This window comes from Catenulispora pinisilvae, from assembly GCF_015356865.1.
In the GTDB taxonomy this organism is placed as follows: domain Bacteria; phylum Actinomycetota; class Actinomycetes; order Streptomycetales; family Catenulisporaceae; genus Catenulispora; species Catenulispora pinisilvae.
The window spans coordinates 1-24,030 of the sequence record NZ_JAAFZA010000162.1; the positions used below are offsets into that span (position 1 = coordinate 1).

Here is a 24,030-nt window from a genome sequence, read left to right on the forward strand (position 1 = left end):
GGTCCCACCGGGGTTGGGGGTGCGCCGTGCCCGACGGCGGTCCGGTCAGGCGAAGTAGTTCGTGTTCTGCTGCTCCAGCGAGTACTGCAGGTCGTGGGCCTCGTTGACCTTCGCCGAGAACTGGTTGATGGTGGCGATGATGTCGTTCGTCGCCGCCCGCAGCTTGGTCTCGGCCTGGTCGGCCGCGATACCGGAGGAGGAGCCGGACTCCACCCAGGTCTGCTTCATCGGCTGCAGCGAGCTCAGCAGCTCTTCCAGGTAGGTGGTCAGCGCGGCGGCCTTCGCGGACAGGGTGCCCGCGCTGGACTGCAGCGCGCCGAAATTGACGCTGATCTGATCGGCGGTCATGTCTGGGAGATCCCTTCTTCTATCGGTGGATGGTGAGTGGTTCAGACGCCGCCGAGGCGGGACAGCATGCTGTTGCTGTTGCCGGCGCTGCCGGCAACCTGACGCAGGGTGTCCGACACCTGGGTGTCACCGGCGTTGAAGTTGCCGTACGCCTTGTTCACCAGGTCCGACATGACGTCGATCTCGCGCGAGGCGACCGTCATCTGCTCCTGCAGCTCGGTGTGCAGGTTCCAGAAGGCAATGGCCTGGCTGCCCTGGTACTGAGCCAGCGTCGAGGTCAGCTCGTTCTCCAGGTCGGACATGGTCTTCTTGGCGTTGACGGCACACTCTGAGAAGCCCTGGATCGCCTGCGTCATCGCAGCGGCATCACTCAGGAAACCGGGACCGGCCACGAGGGCCACCTCCTTCTGTTGGGAACCCATGGTTGGGGGGTGGCCGGAGCAGGTCCTCCAGCCGATAACCGATACGTTAGGGAATCTGTGCACTACCACCACACGGCATAACTGCCGGTCGGGGCGACGGCACAAGTACCCACGTGACCGACCGGATGCCGTCAGTGTTCTTCTTCACCGCCGACGGCACGCCGGTCGTTCGCCATCTGTTCACCATGTTCACTGCGCTGTTCATGTCACTGCGCCGGCGGCGTCCACGCCACCTGCGCCTGTACCTGCCCCGACCGCCGGTGCACCAGCACGCCGCGGCCGGCCGGCTGCGCACTGGGCTTCACCGTGCCCAGCAACGGCCCCTCGTCCCGGCTCCCGGACATCACCAGGCCCGGCGAGCCCAGCTCCCGCAGTCGCTGCAGGACCGGCTCGAACAGGCCGCGTCCGGCGCCGCCGGAACCGCGCGCGACGACCAGGTGCAGCCCGATGTCACGGGCCTGCGCCAGGTACTCCAGCAGCGGCGCCAACGGGTTGCGGCCGGGGACGGCGACCATCTCGTAGTCGTCGATGAGCACGAACAGCTGTGGGCCCTTCCACCAGCTGTGGTCCCGCAGCTGTTCGTTGGTGACCTCCGGGCCCGGCAGCCGGCGGCGCATCGCCTCGGCGAGGTTGCCGACCATGTCGATGGTGGCCGGCTCGGCGGCGGCGTAGCCGAGCAGGTGCTCCCCGGTGACCGCGTCCAGCATTCCGCGCCGGTAGTCGATCACCGCGATCGTGGCCTCTTCCGGCGTGTAGTCGGCCATGATGCCGGCCGCGATGGTCCGCAGCAGGCCGCTCTTGCCGCTCTCCACGTCGCCGAAGGCGATGAAGTGCGGATCGGCGTCGAAGTCCACGTACACCGGCTGAAGGTCGGCCTCGGACAGCCCGAACGGCACCGCCCGGCCGCGCCGCGGCTCCGGCAGCAGGGTCCTGACCTCCGCCGGGGACACCTCGGCCGGGAGCATCCGGACCTGCGGGGCCGCCGGGCCCGGCCAGGCCGCGGTGATCTGCTTGACCAGGTCCGCGGTGCCGGCCCCGACCGTCTCGGCGCTGCTTCCGCTGTCGACGCGGGGGAGCGCGGCCAGGAAGTGCAGCTTGTCCGGGGTCAGACCGCGCCCGGGCCGGCCGGCCGGGACGTTGTTCGCCGCCCGGCGGTCCACCAGCGACTCGCCCGGATCGCCCAGGCGCAGCTCCAGCCGGGTGCCGATGATGTCGCGCATGGCCGGGCGCACGGTCATCGCCCGGTTGTTGGTGATGATCACGTGGATGCCGAAGCCCAGCCCGCGCTGGGCGATCGCGGTGATCGGCTCCTCCAGCGCCTCGTAGTCCGCGCGCAGCGTGGTCCAGTCGTCGATGACCAGGAAGACGTCGCCGAAGGCGCGGCCGTCCTTGGCGTGGGGAGCCAGTTCCGCGCGCCGGCCCCGGAACCCGGCCGCGGAGTCCACGGAGAACTGCGCGAACAGCAGCTCGCGCTCGGCCAGCAGCGTGGTCAGCTCGCCGACGATGCGGCGCACCCGCTCGCCGTCGCGCCGGGTCGCGTAGCCGCTGACGTGCGGCAGTCCGCTGACCGAGGACTGCGCGCCGCCGCCGGTGTCCAGGATGTAGAACTGGACCTCCTCCGGGGTGTGGGTCAGCGCCAGCGAGGCGATCAGGGTCCGGACCATCGTGCTCTTGCCGCTCTGCGGGCCGCCGATCACCATCACGTGCCCGGCCGCGCCCGACAGGTCCACCCACAGCTGGTCCCGGCGTTGCTCGAACGGCTTGTCCACGAGCGCCAGCGGCACCGTGAGCCGGCCCAGGCCGCCCCAGCCGGACAGGGTCAGCCCGCGCACCGGGTCGATGACTATGCGCTCGCCGGGCAGGATCTCGTTCAGCGCCGGCGGCTCGTCCAGCGGCGGCAGCCAGATCTGGTGCGCCTCCGGGCCCTTGCCGACCAGCCGGGACACCATCGCGTCCATGATCGACGGCCCGGTGCCGATCGCCGGGTTCAGCAGCTCGGCCGGGTCCGGCTCGGCGCTCGGCGGCGGGGCGGAGTGGTCGACCACCCGCTCCAGGCTGAACGGCAGGATCCGGCGGCGCCCGCCGCCGGCCGCGCCGCGGGCCCGGGCCGGCATCGGCCCGGACACGTACGCCGCCTTGAACCGCAGCAGCGTCTCGGTGTCCGTCTTCAGATACGCCGACCCCGGGACCGACGGAAGGTGGTACGCGTCCGGCACGCCGAGCACCGCGCGGCTCTCGGCCGCCGAGAACGTGCGCAGACCGACCCGATACGACAAGTGCGCGTCCAGTCCACGCAGACGGCCCTCCTCTAGACGCTGCGAGGCCAGCAGCAGATGGATCGCCAGGCTCCGGCCCAGCCGCCCGATCATCACGAACAGGTCGATCATCTCCGGCCGGTTCGACAGCAGCTCGCTGAACTCGTCGATGATGACCAGCAGGGCCGGCAGCGGCTCCAGGTCCGCCCCGGTGGCCCGGGCCCGCTCGTAGTCGCGGACCGAGGCGTAGTTGCCCTTCTCCCGCAACAGTTCCTGGCGGCGCAGCACCTCGCCGTTGATGGCGTCGGCCATCCGGTCCACCAGGGTCAGTTCCTCGCCCAGGTTGGTGATGACCGCGCAGACGTGCGGCAGGCCGGCCATCCCGGCGAACGTCGCGCCGCCCTTGAAGTCGACCAGCGCCAGGTTCAGGGTCTCCGAGGAGTGGGTGGCCACCAGACCGGCCACCAGGGTGCGCAACAGCTCGCTCTTGCCCGAGCCGGTCGCGCCGATCACCAGGCCGTGCGGCCCCATCCCGTCCTCGGCCGCCTCCTTCAGGTCCATCTCCAGCGGCCGGCCCTGCGGGTCCAGGCCGATCGGGACCCGCAGCCGCTCCCGCGCCGAGCGCGGCAGCCAGGTCCGGGCCACGTCCAGCTCCTCCGGGTCGCCGATGCCCAGCAGGTCCGGCAGGCCGAAGTTGGCCGACATCGGCGAGGCCGCGGCGGTCGGCGCGCCCTGATACGCCCCGGCCAGCCGCCGGGCCAGCGCCTCGGCGCTGGCCTCGTCCATCGCGTCCGGATGCCCCAGGAACTCCAGGTGCCGGTCCTTGCCCTCGCCGGCGACCATGCCCATCCGGTCGCCGGTGACGTGCAGCCGGCCCTGGTTGGGCCGGGCGATCGGGGCGGGCTCGGGACCTGCCAGGTCGATGATCGTGACCGCGTGCAGACCGGAGATCGGGGCCAGCGTGGTGTCGCCGTAGGTCCGGCCGCCGTCCACGATGATGAGCAGGTGCGGGTTCTCCACGCCGCCGGCCCGCCCGGCGCCGAAGGCCGGCCGGGTGCCCAGGTCCTTGTCCAGCAGTTCGGCCAGCGTGCCCAGGTCGCCGGCGGCCAGCCGGGCCGGGCCCACGGCGTCGGAGTTGGCCGGCTGGGCCTGCGCGTGCGGCAGCCACTTGGCCCAGTCCCAGGTCGGGCGCTGGTCGTCGGCCAGACAGAAGGCGATCTTCAGGTCCTCCGGGCCGTGGAACGTGGCCAGTTGCCCGATCAGGGCCCTGACCAACGGGATGGTCAGCTCCCGCTCCCCGGTCACCGACACCGAGGCGAAGGCCTTCAGCGACAGCGCCACCGGCAGGTCCGGCACCGTCATGTAGGTGCGGATGAACTGTCGCAGCGAAGCCGAGGACACCGGGTCCAGGTCCTCCAGCGGCGCGGTCTGCGGCGCGCGCAGCGGGGTGGCCAGGCGCTGCGGACCGCGGCCGACCCGGGCGTGCCCGAAGTCGTCGTCGGTGCGCCGGCGCTCCCAGGCCCGGCCCTGCGCGACCCGCATCCACAGGTCGGCCGGCTCCGGGCGGGTGATCACCAGGGTCGCCCGCTGCGCCGCCGCCACGTCCCGGACCTGGCCGCGCAGCGCGGACAGGTAGCGGTGGTAGTCCCGGCGCTCGTTGTTGATCTGCGCCTTCTTCTGCGCGCTGCCGCGGGTCACCGACATCAGGATCATGCCGATCATGGTGCTGCCGTACAGGGCGCCGAAGACATAGGTCATCGCACCGCCCTTGCTGCCCATCGAGTAGAAGGACATGGCGCCCATGCCGAGCATCATCGGCAGCATGAACATCAGCTGGTTCAGCCCCGCGCCCGAGCCCTTGGCCAGGACCGGCGGCGCCTGCAGTTGGATCTCCCCGCTCGGCGACCCGCCGCCGCGGCGGTCGGTGCGCGCGGGCGGAGTCATGGTCGGCATCACTGCTAGGTCACTCCCGCAATCCTTCAAAGGTCGTAGAGATGCGGGCTTAATTTACGGCGCGCGAGGCACCGGACAGGTGGGTACTTTTGCCGTCCACCCCTACCGGCGCCCCGTTCTAGCCTGAAGGCCCATCATCGAAGACCCTTGTGACAACTTCCTCGACTACCAGGCAGGCGGTGCGACGTGTTCACGATACCGAACTCCAGCGCTATGGATGCCACCGCATACGGCGGCGGCCCCGGAACGTTCGTGGCCCAGATCGCGACCGGCTCGCCGGAGAGCATCGAGAAGCTGGTCGCCCAACGGCTCAAGCAGGCCGAGCAGTTCCTGGCGCTGATCAACCAGGCCCGCAGCGCCACCCAGACGCTGCAGAAGGCCTGGTCCGGCCAGGCCTCGGAGACCGCCGTGAAGAAGTTCACGGACACCCTGAACTCCTTCGAGCAGATCGTCAAGGTCATCCAGACCTCCTCGACCCTGCTGACCACCTCCAGCACCCTGATCAAGGCCTCGCAGACCGCCTACACCTCCGTGGTGAACGCGGTGAACCCCACGGTCGCCGCGCTGTCCTCCAACTGGTGGACCTACTCGGCGGCGGTCTCGCTGTCCACCTCGGTCAGCGCCACGCTGCGGGCCTTCATCAACGGCATCGAGGCGATGCTCTCGGCGCTCGGCGGCGGCCAGCTGATGCAGGAGGTCACCGAGGTCATCAAGATCATCAGTGACATCGAGAAGCTGATCGGCTCCGGCTCGCACGGCGCCACGGTCCCGCCGGCCGGCTCCTTCACCTCCCCGACCGCCACCGGGGCGACCAACCAGCTCAAGACCCTGCCGCAGGTCGCCAGCACCACCGGCCAGCAGGTCGCCGGCAGCGGCCAGGACCCGGCGGCGGCCGCGACGCTGAGCCAGTACCAGAGCCAGATGAACAGCGGCATCGGCACCCAGTTCCAGAACCCGGCGCAGACCGGGACCCAGACCACCGGGACGCAGACCGGCGGCACCATGCCGACCGGCGGCGGCGTGCCGTACACCCCGCCGGGCATGACCACCGGCAACGGGGCCACCATCCCGGGCCAGAACCCGACCGGGCAGCAGTACCCGCAGGGGCAGTACCCGAACCTGAACCAGCTGCTGGGCCAGCAGGGCCAGAACCCGACGACCGGCCAGTACCAGTACCCGCCGGCCAACCAGCAGCCGGTCGACCAGAACAGCGGCTGGAACGCGGTCAACCCGTCGGCCAACTCCGACACCCCGGTGGTGGCCCAGCCGGTCAGCCCGCCGGTGCACACCGCCCCGGTCGCCCCGCCCGCCGCGCCGCCGGCCGCCTCGGCCACCCCGCCCGGCGACATCACCGTCACCACCACTTATGACGGCGTCAGCACCACCGTGACAATGCCGGTCGGCACCCAGACGGATGTCACCCTCGTCGACCCGACGAATGGCAGCCAGGTTCACGAGCACATCGCGGCCGGCGTTTCCTGACAATCGCGATCCGGTCGCCTCGGAGGCGGAGTAAAAGGTAAATGGAAAGCATCGATTTCTCGACGAATGTGAATGCGCTCATGGAGCGTATCCGGGACCAGCAGGCGGATATCGAGCGCATTCAGCGTGAGCTGGAGGTGATGGAGGTCGTCGGGGCCAGCCGCGAGGACGAGGTGCGGGTCACGGTGCGCGGCAACGGCCAGGTGATCGGCGTCGACATCGACGAGCAGGCGATGCGCGAGAACGACGCCTACGAGCTCGGCGAGCTGGTCAAGGAGGCCGTCAACGACGGCCTGCGCCGGGTCGCCGAGACCGGCAGCCGCAAGTTCCAGCCGATGATCGACGCGGCCCAGGCCGCACCGGGGAGCTGACCGTGGCCGGAAGTCACGCCGCCGGCGGTGGTCTGACCATGGCCGGGTCGGCGTCCCCGGAGCAGGCGGCCATGCCGAACCGGATGACCTGGGCCCGGCGCGCCACCGTGGTCAGCCCGCGGGCCCGGGTCGACGTCGCGCTGCCGGTGCAGAGCACCTTCGCCGAGCTGGTCCCGGAGCTGGTGCGGCTCTCCGACGCGCAGCGGCACGTGGGCCCGGGCCACACCGGCTGGGTCCTGACCCGGCTCGGCGGCGCCCCGCTGCCGGCCGAGCTCACCGTCGCCGGCTCCGGGCTGCGCGACGGTGACGTCCTCTATCTGGTCCCGCGCGAGCGCCAGGGCGCCCCGCTGCTGTTCGACGACGTCGTGGACGCGATCGCCAGCGCCTCGGAGAACTCCGACGGCGCCTGGCGGCCGAGCACCGCGCACCGGGTCGGCGTGGCCGGCGGCGCCGTGGCCCTGGCCGGCGCCACCGGCCTGCTGTTCGCGCTGCTGTCCGGCAAGGTCGCGGCCCCGGCCGCGGTCGGCGGAGCGCTGGTCGTCCTGCTGGCGGTCGGCGGCCTGCTGGCCCGGGTGCAGCACGACCGCCGCGCGGCCATCGCCTGCGTGGCGGCCGGTCTGCCGGCGGCGTTGTTGACCGGTGTCTCAGCGGTCCCGCCGCACAAGCTGTGGCCGCTGCACGGCGGCGCGGCGGCCCTCGGGCTCGCCGTCCTGGCCGCCTACAGCGGCCTGGCGATCGTCACGGTGAAGCATTACTCGGCCTGGTTCGGGGCGCTGGCCGGGGCCGCGGTCCTCGGCGGCGGCACGGCCGCGGTGGTCGGGATGGCCCACACCACCGCCGCGCACGCCGGCGTGGTGCTGGCCGTGTTCGCCACCGCCCTGGCCGCCGGCGCGCCGATGCTCTCGATGCGCCTGGGCCGCCTCCCACTGCCCCGGGTCCCCTCGGACATCACGGCGTTCCGGGAGAACGAGGAGCCGACCCTCGGCCCCGACGTCCTGCACCAGACCACGACCGCGCAGCGCATGCTCACCGGCCTGCTCGCGGCCCTCGGCCTGTCCGCGGTCGCCGGCGCCGTCTCGGCCCTGCGGGCCCCCGGCACCTGGCCGGTGGTGTTCGTCAGCCTGCTGAGCGTGGTGTGGATGCTCCGCTCGCGCTCCTACACCGACACCATCCAGCGGGTCCTCCTGGTCGGCAGCGGCCTGACCGCCCTGACCTGGCTCGCCGGCTCCCTGGTGGTCCGGCACGAGAAACCACTGCTCCTGGCCGGCGTCTCGGTCCTGGCGCTGGCAGGCCTGGGCTGCTTCGTCTACGCCCGACACGCCGGCCAGGGCAGGCACAGCCCCTACTGGACCCGCTTCATGGACGTATCCGAATTCCTCAGCGTGGTGGCCCTGCTGCCGATCGCCGGGGTCGCCCTCGGGGTGTACGAGCACCTGGGGCACATCAAGCACTGATTGACGGGGACGGTGGCCGGGCCGTCGGGCGACCCGGCCACCCAAGGCTCGGGGCCCTGATCGGGAGATTCTTCCTGATCAGGGCCCTTTGGTTTTTGTGCGGTGGGTGCGGGATGCGGGATGTGTGGCGCGTGGTGTCGGGGCGCTGGCGCGCCCGGGGCGTCAGGGATTCAGGTCGAGCAGGCGGACCGGCCGGTTGTCCCGTCCTAGCGGCTGATGTCGGTGGTGGCGATGACGGCGCCGGCCGGTAGCTCCGGTCCGGGGTCGGGGTCGCGGCACCTGTTCGACTACTCCGACCGGCACCTCACCGATGCACCGCCAACGGCATCGTCCGCAGCACGAACTCCTGGTGCCGCCCGTTGGCCCGCACCGCGGGGAAGGGCGGCTCCAGACTCGCGGCGTCCAGCCCGGCGATGCGCAACGCCGCCTCGGCGCGTACGCGACCGCGCGCGGTGCGGCTCAGCGTGTACGAGGCGCAGGTGAAGGCCGCGCCGGGGGTCCAGCGGTCGAGCAGGGCGGCCGGGTCCAGGGCGTGGTGCGGTTCGTAGCAGACCTGGCGCAGGCTGCCCGCCGACCAGTCGCGCCAGGTCTCCTGGACCGTCGGCGGGGCCGGGTCCGCGCCGTGGACCGCGACCATCAGTTCCTGGCCGAGTTCGGCCTGGTCCAGGGCGTCGGCGCCGTAGCCGGCCTCGTCCAGCCGGGCGACCAGGCCCAGGGAGGCGCTGGCCACGGCGCGCGCCGCGCCGAGTTCGCCGCCGCCGCGGGCCATGGCCGCGTACGGGGCCTGACGCGGGCGGTAGCGCAGGGCGAGCCAGGTCACGCGCATCGGCGCGAGGCTCTGGGGCTGGGCTTGGGCTTGGGCTTGCGACTGGGGCTGCGACTGAGACTGGTGCTGCGGCGCAGATCCCGGGCCATGCCCCTGATACCCGGTCATGGCCTGCATGGTCATGGTCTCCGACAGGTCGGGCGAGGGCATCGCCGGCAAGCTCATCGTCTCGGACAGGTCCGGCGAGATCGGAGCGGGCATCGTCGCCAGCGTCCTGGTCGACACCTGGTCCGGCGAGACCGGCCCCGACGCCTGCTGCTGCGGCTGCCCCTGCTGTGCCTGCTGCCGGGGCGCGGCCTCCGGCGGCGGCGCCGTCCACACCACCAGCTGCGCGCTGGCCAGCGGGATCGTCGTACCCGTGTACACCTCGCGCAGCACTTCCAGCAGCGCGCCGATGTGCGGGTCCTCGGTCGTGCGCAGCCGCACCGCCGAGACCCAGCCGCCGTCGGTGGCCGCCAGGCCCACGCGGTTGCCGGCCCGGTCCACGTACTCGCCCAAGCCCAGGTCCGGCAGCAGGGTGGCGAGCGGTTCCATGGTGGTCTCGGCGGCTTGGCCCTTGCGGCGGGTGGCGACCCGGCGGTAGCGGTAACGGCCCTGGGCGTCGGTCCACTGCGCCAGGTGCCGGCCCCGGAAGCGCACGGAGGTCATGCCGACCAGCGCGCCCGCGCCGGCGTAGGCGATGCCCTCGGTGGTGGCGGAGTGGCCGTAGCCGGCGGCCGCGGCCAGCGCGGCGGCCTCCCAGGCCACCGTCTGCCAGCCGCGCACCGGCGCGATCCAGTCCAGGGCGGCCGCGCCGCGCGGCACCGTGGCCGCGTCGGGGGCCGCCGCGCGGCTGATCGCGGCCGGGACAGGGGACGGGGGGGCCATGATCTCGGCCGCCGGCGCGGCGTGACTGCTCATCGCGGACACCATATTTCTTCGAGCCGGCGGGATCGGACGACAATGTGTCGGGCGCCACCGGACGCGGCGTCTGGAATTCGACGGCGAACCGGTCCCCGCATATGCTTTTGGCGCTCGCTTATCATACGTATACTGGCTCTGGTTCGTACAGCGCCCCGCCCTCGGAAAGTGGCGGAAATCGCCACCGGCGAACCGGGCCGATGATTGCCGATCACGAGAAATACCGGGGCGCGCAGTGTGGACTGAGCGGGACCAGATCCAGGCGTACCAGTTCCTCCGACGGCGGCTGGTGTCCGCCTTGGTCACCTCCGACCCCAACCACCCGACCCCGCCGCATCGCCGGCTGGTGATGGGCACGGTCCTGGGCAGCGTGGCGACCATGCTGACCGCCGCGGGCTTCGGCGTGTCCGGCATGATGGCGCCGAGCCCGCCCCCGGACTGGCAGCACACCGGCCTGGTGATCCTGGAACAGGACGGCGGCGGCCGCTATGTGCTGGACAACAACGGCGACCTGCACCCGGTGACCAACCTGGCCTCGGCCCGGCTGCTGGCCGGCAGCACCAAGTCCGTGACGGTCGCGGCGAACCTGCTGAGCAAGGCCCCGCGCGGGGCCACCATGGGCATCCCCAACGCCCCGGACACGCTCCCGGACCCGACCAGCGTGATCGCCGACCCGGATCCCGTGGCCTGTTCCCGCGCCAGCTCCGACCTCCCGAAGCAGACCGGCCCGGTCGGCGCCCTGCTGCTGGTCCACACCACCGACGCGGCGGCGACCCTCAGCGGCATGACACCCATCCCGGACGGCCACGGCCTGGTGGTCCAGACCCCCAAGGGCGACCGCTACCTGCTCACCGCCGGCCTGAAGTACAAGCTCGCCGACGACCACACCCTGATCGCCCTGGGCTACCAGAACGTCCCGGTCCTGCCGGTCGCGGCGAGCTGGCTCACCGCCGTCCCCTCCGGCCGCGACCTGGCCCTGGTGGCGGTCCCGGACGTCGGCACCCCGGGGCCGCGCGTCGCCGGGGCGAAGACCAAGGTCGGCGAGGTCATCACCGCCGACAACGCGGTGGCCGGCAAGACCGGCTACTACCTGGTCCGGGCCGGCGGCCTGGAGCCCATCTCCCAGATCGAGGCGGCCCTGGTCCTGGCGAACACCGCGAACGCCGCCGCCTACAGCGACGGCATGCAGGCGGCCAAGCAGGTGTCAGTGGCCGATGTCGCGGCCACCCCCACCGTCCCGACCGGCGAGGACGCCACCGGCTACCCCGCCGGCGTGCCCAGCCCGGCCGCGGCCGGAGGCGGCTTGGCAGTGGTCTGCGCGGTCGGCGACGGTAAGGACCCCTCGCAGATCGGCCTGGGCGTGGCCCTGCCCCTCCCGGCCGGCGCCCGCACGGTCCCCACCGGCGTCGCCCAAGGCGGCACCACCGCCGACGAGGTCTACCTGGCACCGGGCACCGCCGCGCTGGCCACCGCCCCGACCCCGCCCGGCGCCCAGGCCGGCCTGGTCTACCTCATCACCGACGCCGGCACGAAGTACCCGCTCACCGACGGCTCGGCCCGCTCGGCACTCGGCTACGCCAACGCCCCGACCTCGACGCTGCTGCCGACCGCGCTGGGCCTGCTGCCCACCGGTCCCGCGCTGGACGAGGCGGATGCGCAGAAGCCGATGGCGGCCGGGAGCTGAGCTGATCCGGGCGGCGGCCTGACTCCGGTCAGGCTTTCCGCAGCACACTGAGCACATGCGCTGATTCCGGTCAGTCTCCGCGCAGCGTGCTGAGCACGTGCGGCCACGCCTGCTTCCCGAGCAGAGTGTCGGCGACCTCGCTCCCGCCGTCCGGTTCGCAGAGCACTGCTTCCGACGGCTCGGACAGCTCGTGCTCGACCACGGCCACGGTCACCACGCCATCACAGTCACCACGGCGTCCTCCTCGCACCCGGGCTCGATCGGCGGCAGCGGAGCACCGCCGGCCCAACCCTACTGAGTGCTCAGATCAAACGGGGCGACGTCCTGCAGCGCCTGCTTCAGCCTCACGACCTCGGCCGCTGCCTGAGCGGGGGTCGGCTTGGCGAGCGGACGCATGTTCAGGGTCCGGCCGTCGTCGACATGCAGGCCCGGGGCGTAGGAGTTCCCGACCTTGACCGTCTTCACGTCCGTGATCGTCCCGCGCGCGATGATGACGGGCATGAGCCGGAAGTAGTAGATCCGCACGGCGTCCGGCTCGACCTCGACCCGCATGTTCAGGCCCAGCCAGCCGAGGAACGTGGTCCCCACGATCATCGCCGCGGAGGCCAGGGCGAAGATGACGGTGATCAGGACGCCCATGTGGATGGCGGCGATCCAGAAGGGGAACGCGAGGTAAAGCAGGTCAATGAGGACCGCGAACACCAACAATAGGTACGGCTTGCTTCGGGGCGGTCGCAGCGTGATCTGTTCCATGCGAGCCCGGCCCCTACCGAGCGCTCAGATCAACCGGCGCGACATCCCGCAGCGCCTGCTTGAGCTTCTCGACCTGTTCCTGCGCCTGATACTCGCTCCGCGCGCTCAACGGGAGGAGAAGTCGGTACTGATCGCCGACCAGCGACAGGCTCGGAGCGTAGGACCTGCCGTTGTTCATCCGCGTGGTCTGCACGTCGGTGATCGCCTCCCTCGGGAGGACACCGGGCACCGGCCAGAAGTAGTAGATCCGTACGGCGTCCGGCTCGATCTCGATCCGCATGTTCAGGCCCAGCCAGCCCAGGAACGTGCCCGCGGCGATGCACACCACGGAGACCACGGCGATGATCGCGATGATCACGGCGTTCTGGTGGGTGGACGCGACCAGGAAGGGGAGGCCGAGGAATGCCAGGTCAGCGAAGACGATGATCGCCTTCAAGTACCCCAAGCCCCCGGCGGGTCGTAAAGTGACCTGCTTCATGGGCTGATCCTATATCAGCCCTGATGGATGTTCCAAGGGCTGACTTTCATCTCAGCTGTGTGCCGCTTCGCCCGCCGCGGGCACCCACAGCGTCACCGACGTGCCGTTGCCCACCCGCGATCCGACCGTCGCGGTCCCGCCGACCTCGGCCATCCGGGCCGCGATCGACTGGCTCAGACCGAACCCGGGCCGGTGCGCCGCCGGGTCGAATCCGACCCCGAAGTCGCGCACCACCACGGTCAGGCCGTCCGGCTCGTCCCAGACCCGGACCAGGGCCTCGCCGACCCCGGAGTGTTTCAGGACATTGCGAAGGGCCTCGCGCGCCGCGGCCAGCACCGCGGCCCGGCGCTGCGCGGTCAGCCCGTCGTCGCCGTCCGCGCCGTCCACACCCTCGGCCGCGTCCAGGCGCATGCGCAGCCCGTCCCGAGCCAGTTCGGAACCGAGCCCGATCAGACCCTCGACGACGCCCGGCGTCGTGCGGGCCTCGTAGCGCCGCGACAGCTCGCGGCGCAGCGCGACCGCCTCCGCGTGCGCGACCGCGCGCACCTCCCGCAGCCGCCGCGCCGCGTTGTCCGCGTCGCCCGGCAGCGTCAGCGCGATCGCTTCCAGGGTCTGCAACACCGTGTCGTGCAACGATCTGCGCACCCCGGTCCGCAGCCGTTCGGCGTCGCGGTCCAGCACCAACAGGACCCCGGCCGACACCGACACGGCGACCAACAACACCGCGACATCGCCGAGCAGCGTGGCGGTCGCCACCGGCGCGCCCGCGCCCGCGAACATCGCCAACCGCAGCGCGGTCCCGAGCGCGGCCGCGCCGAGCCCGCCGGCGACGCCGCGCAGCAGCGTCCACAAGGCGACGCAGCCCGCGAAGTACTGCCAGGACACCTCGACCGCACGGGCCGAAGGACCCGGAACCGTGCTCATCGCCAGATTCCCCGCGATCGCCGCGACGGTGTCCGCCAGCGCCAACGCCCGCACCGGGACCCCGCGCACCGCACCGAACCCGAGGCCGACCGAGGCCAGGACCAGGGCCGCGGTCAGCCCCAGCACCGCCGCGCTGCCCGAACCCCCGAAGCTCCCCACGTACACCAGCGCGGCGGCGGGAAGCACACCGATCTGGAACGCCAGGGGAATCGCTATGACGTATTCGGTTCTGTCCTCGCGCCGCCGACCGCGCGCCGCCAGTGCTCGGATCCCCCCAAGCTCGGCAACCCTTCCCGCCGCCTGCGCGACCCTCAGCACGCCGCCGACTCGGCGAGCACGCCGAGCTCGATCGCGGCCCGCGTCATGTCCGCCCGGCGGCGCGCGCCGATCTTGTCGCGGATCCGGTCCAGGTAGGAGCGCACGGTCCGTACGCTGATCCCCATCGCCATCGCGATGTCCCGGTCCCGCTCACCGGCCGCGACCAGCCGCAGCACCTGCTTCTCCTGGCCGGACAGCTCCAGGCGCGGACCGGCCTGCCGGTTCTGCTCGGTGGTGAGCACGATCGAGGCCAGCGTCGGCGAGACGTAGCTGTTGCCGGCCGCTATCTCCCGCACCGCGCGCAGGATCTCCGTGCCCTCGGACTCCTTGGACAGGAAGCCGCGGGCGCCGGCCGAGATCGCGCCGAGCACGTCGGACTTCGCGGCCTCGCCGGAGACCACCAGCACCCGGTTGCCCATGCCGTTGATCTGCAGCACCGCCGCCGCGCCCTTCACGCCGGGCAGCGTCAGGTCCAGGATCACGATCCCGTCCCGGCGCGGCCGGCAGGCGACGAACTTGCCGACGCTGCCGGCGACCACGTCGACGTCCATGTCCCCGGCCTCGTCGAACAGCCGGGTGAGGGCGTCGCGGTACAAGGGGTGGTCCTCCACGACGCTGACGGGGATACGTGCCGACTCCTGCTCGGCGCGGACGCGCGTGGGCTCCATGGCTCGCCTCTCAAGGTGCTCGGGGGCGGATGCGGCCCGGTGGTATAGACCGGATCGCGGCGGCGGTGGGGGTCCGTCATCGTCGGCGTCGGCCCGCTGTGAGAACCACGCCGACGCCGACGCAGCACCAAGTGTCATCACCCTTAGACGACGCGTCGTCGGTAAAACTACGTAACCCGCTACTGCCTCTTGAGATGCGGGTACCTACGCCGAGAGGTCAGTACTACCTACCCCTACGCGTCAGTAGTACCTACACTCGAGACCCCGCGTCACCGCCGTCCGAGGGCACGTCGCGGCCATGCCCGTTCATCTCCGCTGGTGAGCCGACTGGCGTCGTCAGCGACAAATAAAACAGAATGAAAGGTCTCCGTCACCGGGGCTGGGTACAGTCTCACTGAAGACCTTGTGAAGTAAAAAATGCTCTGTTGTCCCTCGGAGCGTCAGGGGTCGACCACCTTGGGGGAGGTACATGTGCTGGCCATCGGGTCGCCACAGGCATGGCAGGCCTTGGTCGGGCGGGAAGCCCAGGCCGAGCGGATGGCCGAGGCCTTCGCCGCGCTCGCGTCCGGCCGGGGCGCGGTGCTGGAGATCGCCGGCGACCCGGGCATGGGCAAGACCCGGCTGCTCGGGCGGATCGCCCAGCTCGCCTCGGGTCAGGGCGCCCGCGTGGCCCGGTCCAACGGGCTGCGCGGCAACACCATCGCCCGTCAGCTGTTCCGCGACGCCTGGGCCGACGTACCGGCCCCGGACCTGACCGAGAGCGACGACGACGAAGTCTTCCGCCGGATCCGCGCCGGGCTGGCCGACTGGGCCGCCGACCCGGTCGGGGTCGGCGGCGCGGTCATCTTCGACGACGTCCACCTCGCCGACGAGGACTCCACCCGGCTGCTGGCCCGGCTGATCCGCACCCCGGTCCCAGGTCCCCTGCTGATGGCCATCGGGCACTGCCCGCGGCGCACCGGCTCGGTCCTGCTGGAAGCCCTCGACGACGGCTCCCGCACCGGCACCGTGGTCCGGGTCGAGCTGGACGCGCTCGACATCACGGCGGTCAACCAGCTGCTGTCGGCCTGGTCCGGCAACACCGCGCTGGACCCCGCCTACCTGGAGCAGATCCGTACCGCCGCCGACGGCAACCCGCGCAACCTGCGGGTGCTCACCGCCGCCGGCTGGCGTCCGGAACTGTGGCCGGACAGCCCCGGCGAGGACACCGGCGCGCTGCTGCGCGAGGGCGCCTCGATGGCCGCCGAACTCGACGCGCTCAGTCCCGCCGAGACCGCCGTGGTCAGCGCGGCCGCGGTGCTCGGCGGCCCGTTCCGCCCCGAAGAGGTCGCCGCGCTGTGTGCGTCCACGCCCGCCGGGCTCGAACTCGCCGGGATCCTGGACGCGCTGGACGATCTGGTGCGCGCCGACGTGATCCGGCACGTCGCCCCCGGCGCGCGCTTCGCCTTCCGGCACCCGCTGCTCGGCCACGTCGCCCACGAACGCGCGCCGCTGCCCACCCTGCTCGCCGCCCACCAGCGCGCGCTGGACCTTCTTAAGGCGCGCGGCGCGGCCGCCGTCGACCTGGCCCGGCACGCCGAGCACTTGATCGGCACCGACGCCGCGGTCGCCGCCCCGCTGCTGGCCCGCGGCGCCAGCGAGATCCTGCCCGACGCGCCCGAGACCGCGGTGCGCTGGCTGCGTCTGGCGCTCCAGACCCCGGTGGGGGAGCGGCCCAGCGCCGAGCGTGACGCGCTGATGCTCGAATGCTGCCGCGCCCTGTCCGCCGCCGGCCGTTTCGAGGAGGCCCGCGCGCTGGCCCACGACGTGCTGCGCGACGACACCTGGCTGACCGGCCCGCTGCGCCAGCGCGCCTACGCGATGCGGGTCGCCGCCGAACGCCAACTGGGCCGCTACGACGAGGCCTCGGCGGTGGCCAGCGCCGCGGTCGAGGCGCTGCCCCGGCCGCTCACCGCCGACGCCGCCGAGCTCGCCTTCGAGTACGGGGTGCTGCACCTGTATCGCGGCACGTTCGCCTTGGCGCGCCCGGTCGTGCAGGAGGTCGCCGCGGCGGTGAAGGCCGCCTCCGAGGCGGCCGCCGCCGACCCCGGGCTATCCGTGGCCGCCGCCGACGCCGGCCGATCCTTCGCCCCCGCCGACTCCAGCCGATCCGCCGCAGCCGCCCCATCTGCGGCCGGATCACTCGGAGCATCACACGACGTCGACACCTATTTGATCGATATACCGTCCGCCCCCGAAGCCCGCGCCGCCGCCGCGGTCCGGGTCCTGGCCGCTTTCGGCGACGCCTTCCTCGGCGAGACCGCCGCCGCGATCCCGGCGCTGGTCGAGAGCGCCCGGCTGGTCGACGGCCTCCCGGACGCCACCGCCGCCCGCAACCCCGAACTGCTGGCCATGCTCGGCTGCGGCGAGATGTTCATGGAGGGCTACACCGCGGCCTCCCGGCACCTGCGCCGCTGCCTGACCATCGCCCGCAAGGGCGGCCCGCAGCAGATGAAACTCAACGTCCTGCTCGGCCTGGCCTTCATCGACCAGCAGACCGGCAACCTGCTGCGCGCCGAGCAACGGGCCGAGGAAGCCGGCCGGGTGGCCCGCGCCACCGGCGCCGGCGACGGCGTCAGCATGAGCGAGGCGCTGCGGGTCGGGGCGATGATCTGGTCCCGGCCGCGCGCCGAGGGGCAGGAGGTGGTCGCCGCCGCCGAGCGCGCGGTCCGCACCGCCCGCCCCGGCAACGGCTGGTGGTCCGGCTCGGCGGCGATGCAGCTGGCCCTGGTCCGCATGGTCAGCGGCGACGCCGCCGGCTGCGTCGACGCGCTGCTGGAAGGCGGCGGCGGCCCGGATCTGCGCAACCTGCAACCGGCCTACCGCCCGATGCTGCTGTCGATGCTGTCCACGGCCGCCCTGCGCTCCGGCCGGGCCGAACTGGCCCGGCAGGCGGCGTTGGACGCCGACGAGGCGGCCGAGGCCTCGGGGCTGTCGGTGCAACGCGCGTACGTGATCCGGGCTCAGGCCGCCCTGCACGCCGCCGAAGGCGACCACGACACCGCGGCCAAACTCTTCGAGCAGTCCGCCCTCGGCTTCCGCCGCGCCAACCGTCCGGTGCAGCACGCCTGGACCCTGGCCGCCGGCAGCGGCTCGGCCGCCCTGGCCCTGGGCCCGGTGGTCGCGAGCTCCTGGCTGGACGCCGCCCAGGAGGTGGCCCGTATCCACGGCGCGCTGCGGATCGAGGAGGAGATCACCGACATCCGCGCCAAGCTGCTCGGCGCCCCGGCCCCGGAACGCAGCCCGATCCTCACCGGCACCCCCGCCCCGACCCTCACGCCGCTGCCCGCGCCCTCGCTCCAGTCCGACGTCCGCGGCCTGCTGACCCGCCGCGAACAGGAGATAGCGGCCCTGGTCGCCACCGGCCGCCGCAGCCGCGCGATCGCCGAGGAACTGTTCCTCAGCCATCGCACGGTGGAGACCCACCTGGCCCGCATCTACAGAAAATTGAACGTTTCGTCAAGGACGGCACTCGCCCATCTTCTTCAGGATTCTGAGAGTTCAGCCGCGGACTGAAAGACCAGGTCGAAGCCGAAGATCGAGACTGAAGTCCGAGGCCTGATTCGCGGCCGACGCCGGGCGACGCCGGGCTGGCGCCGCCGCACCGTCAGCGCGGCACGACGCCGTCCAGCAAAACGCCGAGAAAACGGTCGGCCCGCGCCGGGCCGCCGGCGCGCGCGACGGCGGTGGTGAGGGACAGCAACTCGACGATGTCGAGGTCGCGGCGGACCGCGCCGGCGTCCTGCGCGGCCGCGAGGAGCGGAGCGGCGGCCGCGAAGATGGCGCGGTGCCAGGCGGCGATCTGCGGCGGCTCCGCGTCTTCGGAGTCCTCGGAGTCCGCTGCGTCCGCGGAGCTCTTGTGCTCGGCATCGAACGCCTCAGCCAATACCCGGCTCGTGGTGATGTGCACGACCAGTTTGTGCAACCAGGTCAGGAGCGCCTGGCCGGGCTCCGGCGTCGCCGCGAGCGCGGTCGCACGCTCGCACAGCGCGCGGATCCGCTGGTCGTACACGGCCTCGATCAGCTGCTCCCGGGACGGGAAGTGCCGGTAGAGCGTGGCGTTCCCGACCCCGGCCGCCTTGGCGATGTCGTCGAGCGAGGCCGTCACGCCGCGTTCGTTGAGGACCGACTCGGCGGCGGCCATCAGGCGTTCGCGGTTGCGCCGCGCGTCGGCCCGGAGCGGCGGTGGGGATGTCATGCGGCCATGGTAGTTGCCAACCGGGGACGAGTCCCCATATCCTCGGCTCGAAGGCAACCGGGGACAACTCCCCGTTTCCCGAGAGGAGCACTCATGACCGACGTCAAGGGACCGGCCGCCGTGGTGCAGGCGATCATCGGCAGCCGGGACACGGACGATCCGGAGGGCGGCCTGCGCTGGCTGGCCCCGAATTCCCTGGACCAGGGCCGCCCGGCCACCGGCGAGGACTGGCGGCGCAAATGGGCGGCGATGCGCGCCGGCTGCCCGGACCTGGAGGTGATCACCGAGCAGAGCGTGGAGAGCGGCGAGTGGGTCGCCAACCGCTACACGATCCGCGGCACCCACACCGGTGACCTCTTCGGCGCCGCCCCGACCGGGGAGCGCTTCGAGATCACCGGTATCGACATGGTGCGCGTCGTCGACAGCTTGCTCGTCGAGCACTGGGCCTGCGCGGCGCCGCTGCCGAGTGGCGGTTGAGCAGGCGCCGCCGGTCACGGCGATCGGTCGGCGGTCAGACTCCACACCCCCACGGCACGCCTCTCGCCGCCGGTCACGGTGACGGCGACCGGCGAGCCGTCCACCACCGCCGTGGCCACGCCGGCCACCCCGTCGAGGTGACCCTCGATGGGCTCCCCGACCGGACGGCCGGTGGCCAGATCCCACACCCGCACCGTCCCGTCCAGGCCGCCGGTCACGGCGACCGGACGGCCGTCCACCACCGCCGTCGCCATCGCCCGCACCCCTTCGGTGTGGCCCTCGGCGGGCTCGCCGATCTGCTCGGCCAGGATCAGATCCCACCTGCGGACCACCCCGTCGGCGCTGCCGGTGACCGCGATCGGCCAGCCGTCCACCACCGCCGTGGCCACCGCGCGCACATCCTCTGCCCGGTTTGCGACCCAGAACTCGTCGATCACCTGACCGGTCGCCAGGTCCCGCACGGAGATCGCGTCGTCGCCGTTGGCACCCACGGCGATCGGGCGGCCCGCCGCCACCGCTGTCGCCAGGCCCCACACCGTGTAGGGACCGGTCTGGGGCTCCCACAACTGCCGACCGGTGGCCAGGTCCCACGCCCGCAGTCGCGAGTTGTCGGTGCCATAGGCGACGACGGCGACGGGCGTGCCGTCCACGACCGCCGTCGTCACCGACATCGACAACGCATACGGCTCGGCGCGGTGGCCGGTCAGCGGCTCGCCGATCTGCTCGCCGGTGGCCAGGTCCCACCTGCGCACCGTCCCGTCGGCGCTGCCGGTGACGGCGACCGGGCGGCCGTCGATCACCGTCGTCGCCACCGCGCGCACCGCCGCGGTGTGGCCGGTCAGCGGATCGCCGATCTGCTCGCCGGTGGCCAGGTCCCACCTGCGCACCGCGCTGTGCCAGCCCCCGGTCACCGCGATCGGGCGGCCGCCGACCACCGCCGTCGCGACGGCGGTCACGTCACCGACGGGATCGGCGAGGACGCACCGGAGCCGGGGGTCGACCGGCTGGCCGCTCGCCCAATCCGCCGTCCACCCGGCCGTCGCCAGCGCGTCTTCGTCCGCCCAGTGGAACTCAGCGCTCTGAGGATCGTCAGCCATGCCCCGAAAGCTACCGGTCCCGCCTCACTCCTTCACCCCGCTCCCCAGGGCCGCCGACGTGAAGTACCGCTGAGCCACCAAGAACAGCGCGATCACCGGCACCGCCAACACGCACGCGCCGGCCAGGATCACGCCGTACGGATTGGCCGCGGTGGCCGCGTTCGTCGACACGTACTCGCCGAGCGAGACCGCCAGCGGCTGCATCGAATGCTTCTTGGTGATCAGGAACGGCCACAGGAACTCGTTCCACGGCCCGATGAACGTGATCACCGACGCGGTCAGGATGGCCGGCTTGGTCAGCGGCGCGGCGACCAACAGCAGCGTGCGCACCTCCCCGGCGCCGTCGATGTGAGCGGCGTCGAACAGCTCGTCCGGCAGCGAGATGAAGAACTGCCGGAAGATCAGCACCGCCGCCGGATTGACCGCGAACGGCAGGATCATCCCGAGGTAGTTGTCGGCCAGCCCGTAGTCCCGGACCGCCAGGATGTACAGCGGGATCATCATCACCTGGAACGGCAGCACCAGCACCAGGATCAGCCCGCCGGCCACCGCCGGCTTGCCCGGGAACCGCAGCCGGGCCAGCGCGTAGCCGGCCGGCAGCCCGACCACGATGGTCAGCACCACCGTGCCGAGCGTGAAGATCGCCGAGTTCCCCAGCGAGGGCAGCAGCGAGATCGCCTTGTTGACATCGCGGTAGTTCTGCAACCCCAGGTTGCCGGCCTTCGGAATCAGACCACTGAAGGCGCTGTCCGCCCGCAGCTGCAACGAGCCGACCACCATGTAGTAGAGCGGGAAGATACTCGCCAGCGCGCCGAGGGTGACGAAGCCGTACGTCGTCAGCCGTCGCAGGGTCCTGCCGTACTGTCCGTTCCTCATGCCGCCTCCCTGGCCTGGACCAGCCGGCGCGCGCCGGCCCCGGCCCCGGCGACCAGCAGGATGAACAGCGTCAGCAGGACGCCGATGGCCGCGCCGACACCCGGCTCGCCCTGCTCCACACCCTTCTGGTAAATCAGCAGCGCCGGCGACATGGTCGCGCCGTTCGGACCGCCGCCCCCGGTGAGCAGATAGGGCTCGGCGAACAGGTTGGCGCCGACGATCAGCGCCAGCGTGGTGACCAGGATGGTGATGTTGCGCAACGCCGGCACGGTGATCGCCCGGAACTGCCGCACCGGCCCGGCCCCGTCGATGCTCGCCGCCTCATACAGCGAATCAGGGATCAACAACACCCCGGCGAGGTAGAGCAGGACGTAGAAACCGAGCTGCTTCCAGGTCACCTCCAACGCGATCACGACCATCGCCAGCTTGGAGTTGACCAGCCAGGACGGGTTCGGCGCCCAGCTGCCCAGCACGTGGTCGATCAGGCCGCCCTGGCTGAACAGGAAGTACCAGACGCCGATCACCGCGATGCTGGCGGTGACATAGGGGACGAAGAACGCCGAGCGGAAGAACGTCTTCATCCGGCTCAGCTTCGCCAGCACCGCGGCCAGCGTCATGCCCAGGATCACGGTCAGCGGCACGTTGATGGCCAGGAACTCCAGGATGTTCAAGAACGAGCGGCGCAGCAGCGGATCGGACAGCGCCTTGCGGTAGTTCTTCAGACCGACGAACGGTTGCGGCACTGATGCGCCGGGCGCGGCGTATACGTAGTCCAGGACGGAGATCCGGAAGCCCTGGATGATCGGTACGGCGTAGACGATGACTAGGTAGACCAGGTAGGGCGCCGTCAGGTACAGCCCGATCATGGTCTTCGAGCGCGGCCCTCCTCGCCCGCGTCTCGCGGGTTTCGCGGCCTTAGTAGGTTTCGCTGGCTTGGCTGGCCTCGCGGGTTCTGCGGGCTCCGCGCGTTCGCCACGTTCCCCGTGTTCCCCATGTCCCCCGTGTTCCATGGCTGACATCGGCGCGGCCTACTTGCCGATGTCGGAGACGACGGTGCTCGCCGCGCTGTGCAGCCACTGGGTGGTCGGCTGTTGGCCGAAGACCACCGACTTCAGATAGCCGTTGCGGAAGTCCTGCCACATGGTCACCCCGTTGGCGACGTTGGGCACCTCCACCGTGCGGCTCGCCTGCTGCGCGAACAGCGTGTACTCGGGGTTGGCGCTGAAGTAGGACGCGTACGTGGTCGGCAGGTCGGTGCGCAGCGGCATCTGGCCGGTCATGCTCAGCAGGGTGCCGTCGTTGTCCTGATCGGTGGCGAACTTCAGGAAGTCCCAGGCGGTCTGCCGGTTCTTGCACGCGGTGAAGACCGACACGGTCTTGGAGTCGGCGAAGGTGTGGATCTGGTCGGCCGGCATCCCGGCGGACGTCGGCACCGGCACCGCGCCCCAGTTCACCTTGCCCGTGTAGGTCGCGATCGCCCATGGCCCGACGATCGCCATCGCAGCCTTCTTATCCACGAAGGCGTCGCCGTTGTACTTCTCCTTCGGCGCCTGGTTCTTCGCGTAGACACCGGCCCAGAAGTCGGCGACGGCCTGCCCCGCGGCGTCGTCGAACGTGGCCTTGCCGTTCGCCACCAGGGGCTGACCGCCGCTCTCGGCGATGTAGAGCGGGTAGTAGTCGTACCAGTTCTGGTAGAACTCGTTGGTCGGCGCCGGCGCGATGGCGTACTGCGCGACCCCGGACCCGACCAGCTTCTGCGCGGCGGCCTGGAAGTCGGCGTACGTGGACAGCGCCGGATGGTCCGGATCCAGCCCGGCAGCCTTGAACATGTCCTTGTTGTAGAAGATCATCACCGGATTGCTCTTCCACGGCAGCTGGTAGTACTTCCCATCAGAGCTCTTATACTCGCTGGCCACCGCGGCCCCGGTCCGCCCCTCGATGTAGGAGACCCCATCGGGGAAGTCGTTCAGCGGCACCAGCCCGCCCTGCTTCACCCACCCCGAGATCGCCGACGGCGAACCGTTGAACACCAGACACGGCGCGTTCCCCGCAGCGATCGCAGCCGTGACGACCTCCTCCGAACTGCTACCCGCCGGAATCTCCTCACCACTGACCTGCTCACTGGGATGCGCCTTGTTCCACAACGCCACCGTCGCCTTCCCCCACGAAACCTCCTGCGCGTTGTTGGAGTACCAGATCTTGATCGGCCCACTCGTAGCCTTGCCGCCGCCCCCACCCCCGGAGCTGCATCCCGCCAGCGTGAGGGCCGTGCAGGTCAGCGCCGCGAGGGCGGCGGTGAAGGTGCGCATTTTCGCCATGGCTGATCCTCTCGAATGCGGGTGAAAGGGGTCCCATGGCACTTTCCCTGGTTCTCGTGAATCAAAGCTCGATGATGGGGTGATTCGGGATTTTCACGGTGTGCGGCATATGTCATGGCCGTGAATCAGGGTCCTACGACGCTGGGGGTGGGGGTGTTTGTGGGCTGTCTCTTATAGACATCTCCGAGC

Annotated in this window: 20 protein-coding genes; 6 read left to right on the top strand and 14 right to left on the bottom strand. The window is 71.6% G+C overall.

Features of this window, described 5'->3' with window-relative positions; translation table 11 throughout:
* Nucleotides 1-45 precede the first annotated feature (45 nt).
* From IZR01_RS33505 to eccCa, 3 genes are all read right to left on the bottom strand, one after another.
* Nucleotides 46-348, bottom strand: coding sequence for a WXG100 family type VII secretion target (locus IZR01_RS33505; protein ID WP_194895618.1), 303 nt, complete (start codon nucleotides 346-348; stop codon nucleotides 46-48).
* A 41-nt stretch (nucleotides 349-389) separates the two neighbouring features.
* On the bottom strand, nucleotides 390-770 hold the full coding sequence (locus tag IZR01_RS33510) for a hypothetical protein (RefSeq protein WP_228554924.1): 381 nt from the start codon (nucleotides 768-770) through the stop codon (nucleotides 390-392).
* 206 nt (nucleotides 771-976) lie between these two features.
* The gene (gene eccCa / locus IZR01_RS33515; protein WP_228560760.1) at nucleotides 977-4,978 is read right to left on the bottom strand and encodes a type VII secretion protein EccCa; all 4,002 of its coding nucleotides are present in this window, start codon (nucleotides 4,976-4,978) and stop codon (nucleotides 977-979) included.
* Nucleotides 4,979-5,164: 186 nt separating this feature from the next.
* On the opposite strand from eccCa, the gene IZR01_RS33520 reads away from it, so the two are divergent.
* Genes IZR01_RS33520 through eccD form a run of 3 tightly spaced genes read left to right on the top strand, consistent with a single transcriptional unit; the run spans nucleotide 5,165 to nucleotide 8,285 of the window.
* Nucleotides 5,165-6,460 carry a hypothetical protein gene (locus tag IZR01_RS33520; protein WP_194926182.1) on the top strand — a complete coding sequence of 432 codons (1,296 nt, stop codon included), beginning with the start codon at nucleotides 5,165-5,167 and terminating at the stop codon, nucleotides 6,458-6,460.
* Between the two features lie 41 nt (nucleotides 6,461-6,501).
* On the top strand, nucleotides 6,502-6,831 hold the full coding sequence (locus tag IZR01_RS33525; RefSeq protein WP_194895620.1) for a YbaB/EbfC family nucleoid-associated protein: 330 nt from the start codon (nucleotides 6,502-6,504) through the stop codon (nucleotides 6,829-6,831).
* A 2-nt stretch (nucleotides 6,832-6,833) separates the two neighbouring features.
* Nucleotides 6,834-8,285 (top strand): type VII secretion integral membrane protein EccD, encoded by a 1,452-nt coding sequence (gene eccD, locus IZR01_RS33530; RefSeq protein WP_194926183.1) that lies wholly within the window; start codon nucleotides 6,834-6,836, stop codon nucleotides 8,283-8,285.
* Between the two features lie 304 nt (nucleotides 8,286-8,589).
* Here the strand turns inward: eccD and IZR01_RS33535 are convergent, their stop codons facing one another.
* Nucleotides 8,590-10,011: a type VII secretion protein EccE gene (locus IZR01_RS33535; RefSeq protein ID WP_194895622.1), complete on the bottom strand. Its 1,422-nt coding sequence runs from the start codon at nucleotides 10,009-10,011 to the stop codon at nucleotides 8,590-8,592.
* Between the two features lie 235 nt (nucleotides 10,012-10,246).
* Between IZR01_RS33535 and eccB the strand changes: the two genes are divergently transcribed.
* Nucleotides 10,247-11,695 (top strand): type VII secretion protein EccB, encoded by a 1,449-nt coding sequence (gene eccB, locus IZR01_RS33540; RefSeq protein ID WP_194926184.1) that lies wholly within the window; start codon nucleotides 10,247-10,249, stop codon nucleotides 11,693-11,695.
* A 70-nt stretch (nucleotides 11,696-11,765) separates the two neighbouring features.
* Here the strand turns inward: eccB and IZR01_RS33545 are convergent, their stop codons facing one another.
* The 5 genes from IZR01_RS33545 to IZR01_RS33565 all read right to left on the bottom strand — a co-directional run bounded on the left by IZR01_RS33545 (nucleotide 11,766) and on the right by IZR01_RS33565 (nucleotide 14,836).
* Nucleotides 11,766-11,912: a hypothetical protein gene (locus tag IZR01_RS33545; RefSeq protein ID WP_194926185.1), complete on the bottom strand. Its 147-nt coding sequence runs from the start codon at nucleotides 11,910-11,912 to the stop codon at nucleotides 11,766-11,768.
* Nucleotides 11,913-11,986: 74 nt separating this feature from the next.
* Entirely contained in the window at nucleotides 11,987-12,448 is a 462-nt protein-coding gene (locus IZR01_RS33550; protein WP_194926186.1) for a hypothetical protein, read from the bottom strand.
* A gap of 13 nt (nucleotides 12,449-12,461) precedes the next feature.
* Nucleotides 12,462-12,926, bottom strand: coding sequence for a hypothetical protein (locus tag IZR01_RS33555; RefSeq protein WP_194926187.1), 465 nt, complete (start codon nucleotides 12,924-12,926; stop codon nucleotides 12,462-12,464).
* Between the two features lie 51 nt (nucleotides 12,927-12,977).
* Nucleotides 12,978-14,168 (bottom strand): sensor histidine kinase, encoded by a 1,191-nt coding sequence (locus IZR01_RS33560; protein ID WP_194926188.1) that lies wholly within the window; start codon nucleotides 14,166-14,168, stop codon nucleotides 12,978-12,980.
* Nucleotides 14,162-14,836 carry a response regulator gene (locus tag IZR01_RS33565; RefSeq protein ID WP_194895628.1) on the bottom strand — a complete coding sequence of 225 codons (675 nt, stop codon included), beginning with the start codon at nucleotides 14,834-14,836 and terminating at the stop codon, nucleotides 14,162-14,164. Before IZR01_RS33565 ends, IZR01_RS33560 begins: the two co-directional genes overlap by 7 nt.
* A 471-nt stretch (nucleotides 14,837-15,307) precedes the next feature.
* On the opposite strand from IZR01_RS33565, the gene IZR01_RS33570 reads away from it, so the two are divergent.
* Nucleotides 15,308-18,391, top strand: coding sequence for a helix-turn-helix transcriptional regulator (locus tag IZR01_RS33570; protein WP_194926189.1), 3,084 nt, complete (start codon nucleotides 15,308-15,310; stop codon nucleotides 18,389-18,391).
* 91 nt (nucleotides 18,392-18,482) lie between these two features.
* Here IZR01_RS33570 and IZR01_RS33575 read toward each other — a convergent pair whose 3' ends face one another.
* Entirely contained in the window at nucleotides 18,483-19,073 is a 591-nt protein-coding gene (locus IZR01_RS33575) for a TetR/AcrR family transcriptional regulator (RefSeq protein ID WP_194895630.1), read from the bottom strand.
* Between the two features lie 93 nt (nucleotides 19,074-19,166).
* On the opposite strand from IZR01_RS33575, the gene IZR01_RS33580 reads away from it, so the two are divergent.
* The gene (locus tag IZR01_RS33580) at nucleotides 19,167-19,550 is read left to right on the top strand and encodes an ester cyclase (protein ID WP_194926190.1); all 384 of its coding nucleotides are present in this window, start codon (nucleotides 19,167-19,169) and stop codon (nucleotides 19,548-19,550) included.
* A 14-nt stretch (nucleotides 19,551-19,564) separates the two neighbouring features.
* Here IZR01_RS33580 and IZR01_RS33585 read toward each other — a convergent pair whose 3' ends face one another.
* The 4 genes from IZR01_RS33585 to IZR01_RS33600 form a co-directional block, all read right to left on the bottom strand.
* Nucleotides 19,565-20,647 carry a WD40 repeat domain-containing protein gene (locus tag IZR01_RS33585; protein WP_194926191.1) on the bottom strand — a complete coding sequence of 361 codons (1,083 nt, stop codon included), beginning with the start codon at nucleotides 20,645-20,647 and terminating at the stop codon, nucleotides 19,565-19,567.
* A 24-nt stretch (nucleotides 20,648-20,671) separates the two neighbouring features.
* Complete coding sequence (locus IZR01_RS33590; protein WP_194926192.1) at nucleotides 20,672-21,523, bottom strand: carbohydrate ABC transporter permease; 852 nt, start codon at nucleotides 21,521-21,523, stop codon at nucleotides 20,672-20,674.
* Complete coding sequence (locus IZR01_RS33595; RefSeq protein ID WP_194926193.1) at nucleotides 21,520-22,389, bottom strand: carbohydrate ABC transporter permease; 870 nt, start codon at nucleotides 22,387-22,389, stop codon at nucleotides 21,520-21,522. Before IZR01_RS33595 ends, IZR01_RS33590 begins: the two co-directional genes overlap by 4 nt.
* Before the next feature lie 162 nt (nucleotides 22,390-22,551).
* Complete coding sequence (locus tag IZR01_RS33600) at nucleotides 22,552-23,841, bottom strand: extracellular solute-binding protein (RefSeq protein WP_194926194.1); 1,290 nt, start codon at nucleotides 23,839-23,841, stop codon at nucleotides 22,552-22,554.
* Nucleotides 23,842-24,030: the final 189 nt, after the last annotated feature.

Coding starts and splice junctions, on each gene's coding strand:
- IZR01_RS33565 (WP_194895628.1), bottom strand. CDS start 14,836: ATGGAGCCCACGCGCGTCCGCGCCGAGCAGGAGTCGGCACGTATCCCC.
- IZR01_RS33550 (WP_194926186.1), bottom strand. CDS start 12,448: ATGGAACAGATCACGCTGCGACCGCCCCGAAGCAAGCCGTACCTATTG.
- IZR01_RS33590 (WP_194926192.1), bottom strand. CDS start 21,523: ATGAGGAACGGACAGTACGGCAGGACCCTGCGACGGCTGACGACGTAC.
- IZR01_RS33525 (WP_194895620.1), top strand. CDS start 6,502: ATGGAAAGCATCGATTTCTCGACGAATGTGAATGCGCTCATGGAGCGT.
- IZR01_RS33510 (WP_228554924.1), bottom strand. CDS start 770: ATGGGTTCCCAACAGAAGGAGGTGGCCCTCGTGGCCGGTCCCGGTTTC.
- IZR01_RS33585 (WP_194926191.1), bottom strand. CDS start 20,647: ATGGCTGACGATCCTCAGAGCGCTGAGTTCCACTGGGCGGACGAAGAC.
- IZR01_RS33575 (WP_194895630.1), bottom strand. CDS start 19,073: ATGACATCCCCACCGCCGCTCCGGGCCGACGCGCGGCGCAACCGCGAA.
- IZR01_RS33555 (WP_194926187.1), bottom strand. CDS start 12,926: ATGAAGCAGGTCACTTTACGACCCGCCGGGGGCTTGGGGTACTTGAAG.
- IZR01_RS33535 (WP_194895622.1), bottom strand. CDS start 10,011: ATGAGCAGTCACGCCGCGCCGGCGGCCGAGATCATGGCCCCCCCGTCC.
- eccCa (WP_228560760.1), bottom strand. CDS start 4,978: ATGCCGACCATGACTCCGCCCGCGCGCACCGACCGCCGCGGCGGCGGG.
- IZR01_RS33600 (WP_194926194.1), bottom strand. CDS start 23,841: ATGGCGAAAATGCGCACCTTCACCGCCGCCCTCGCGGCGCTGACCTGC.
- IZR01_RS33595 (WP_194926193.1), bottom strand. CDS start 22,389: ATGATCGGGCTGTACCTGACGGCGCCCTACCTGGTCTACCTAGTCATC.
- IZR01_RS33580 (WP_194926190.1), top strand. CDS start 19,167: ATGACCGACGTCAAGGGACCGGCCGCCGTGGTGCAGGCGATCATCGGC.
- IZR01_RS33505 (WP_194895618.1), bottom strand. CDS start 348: ATGACCGCCGATCAGATCAGCGTCAATTTCGGCGCGCTGCAGTCCAGC.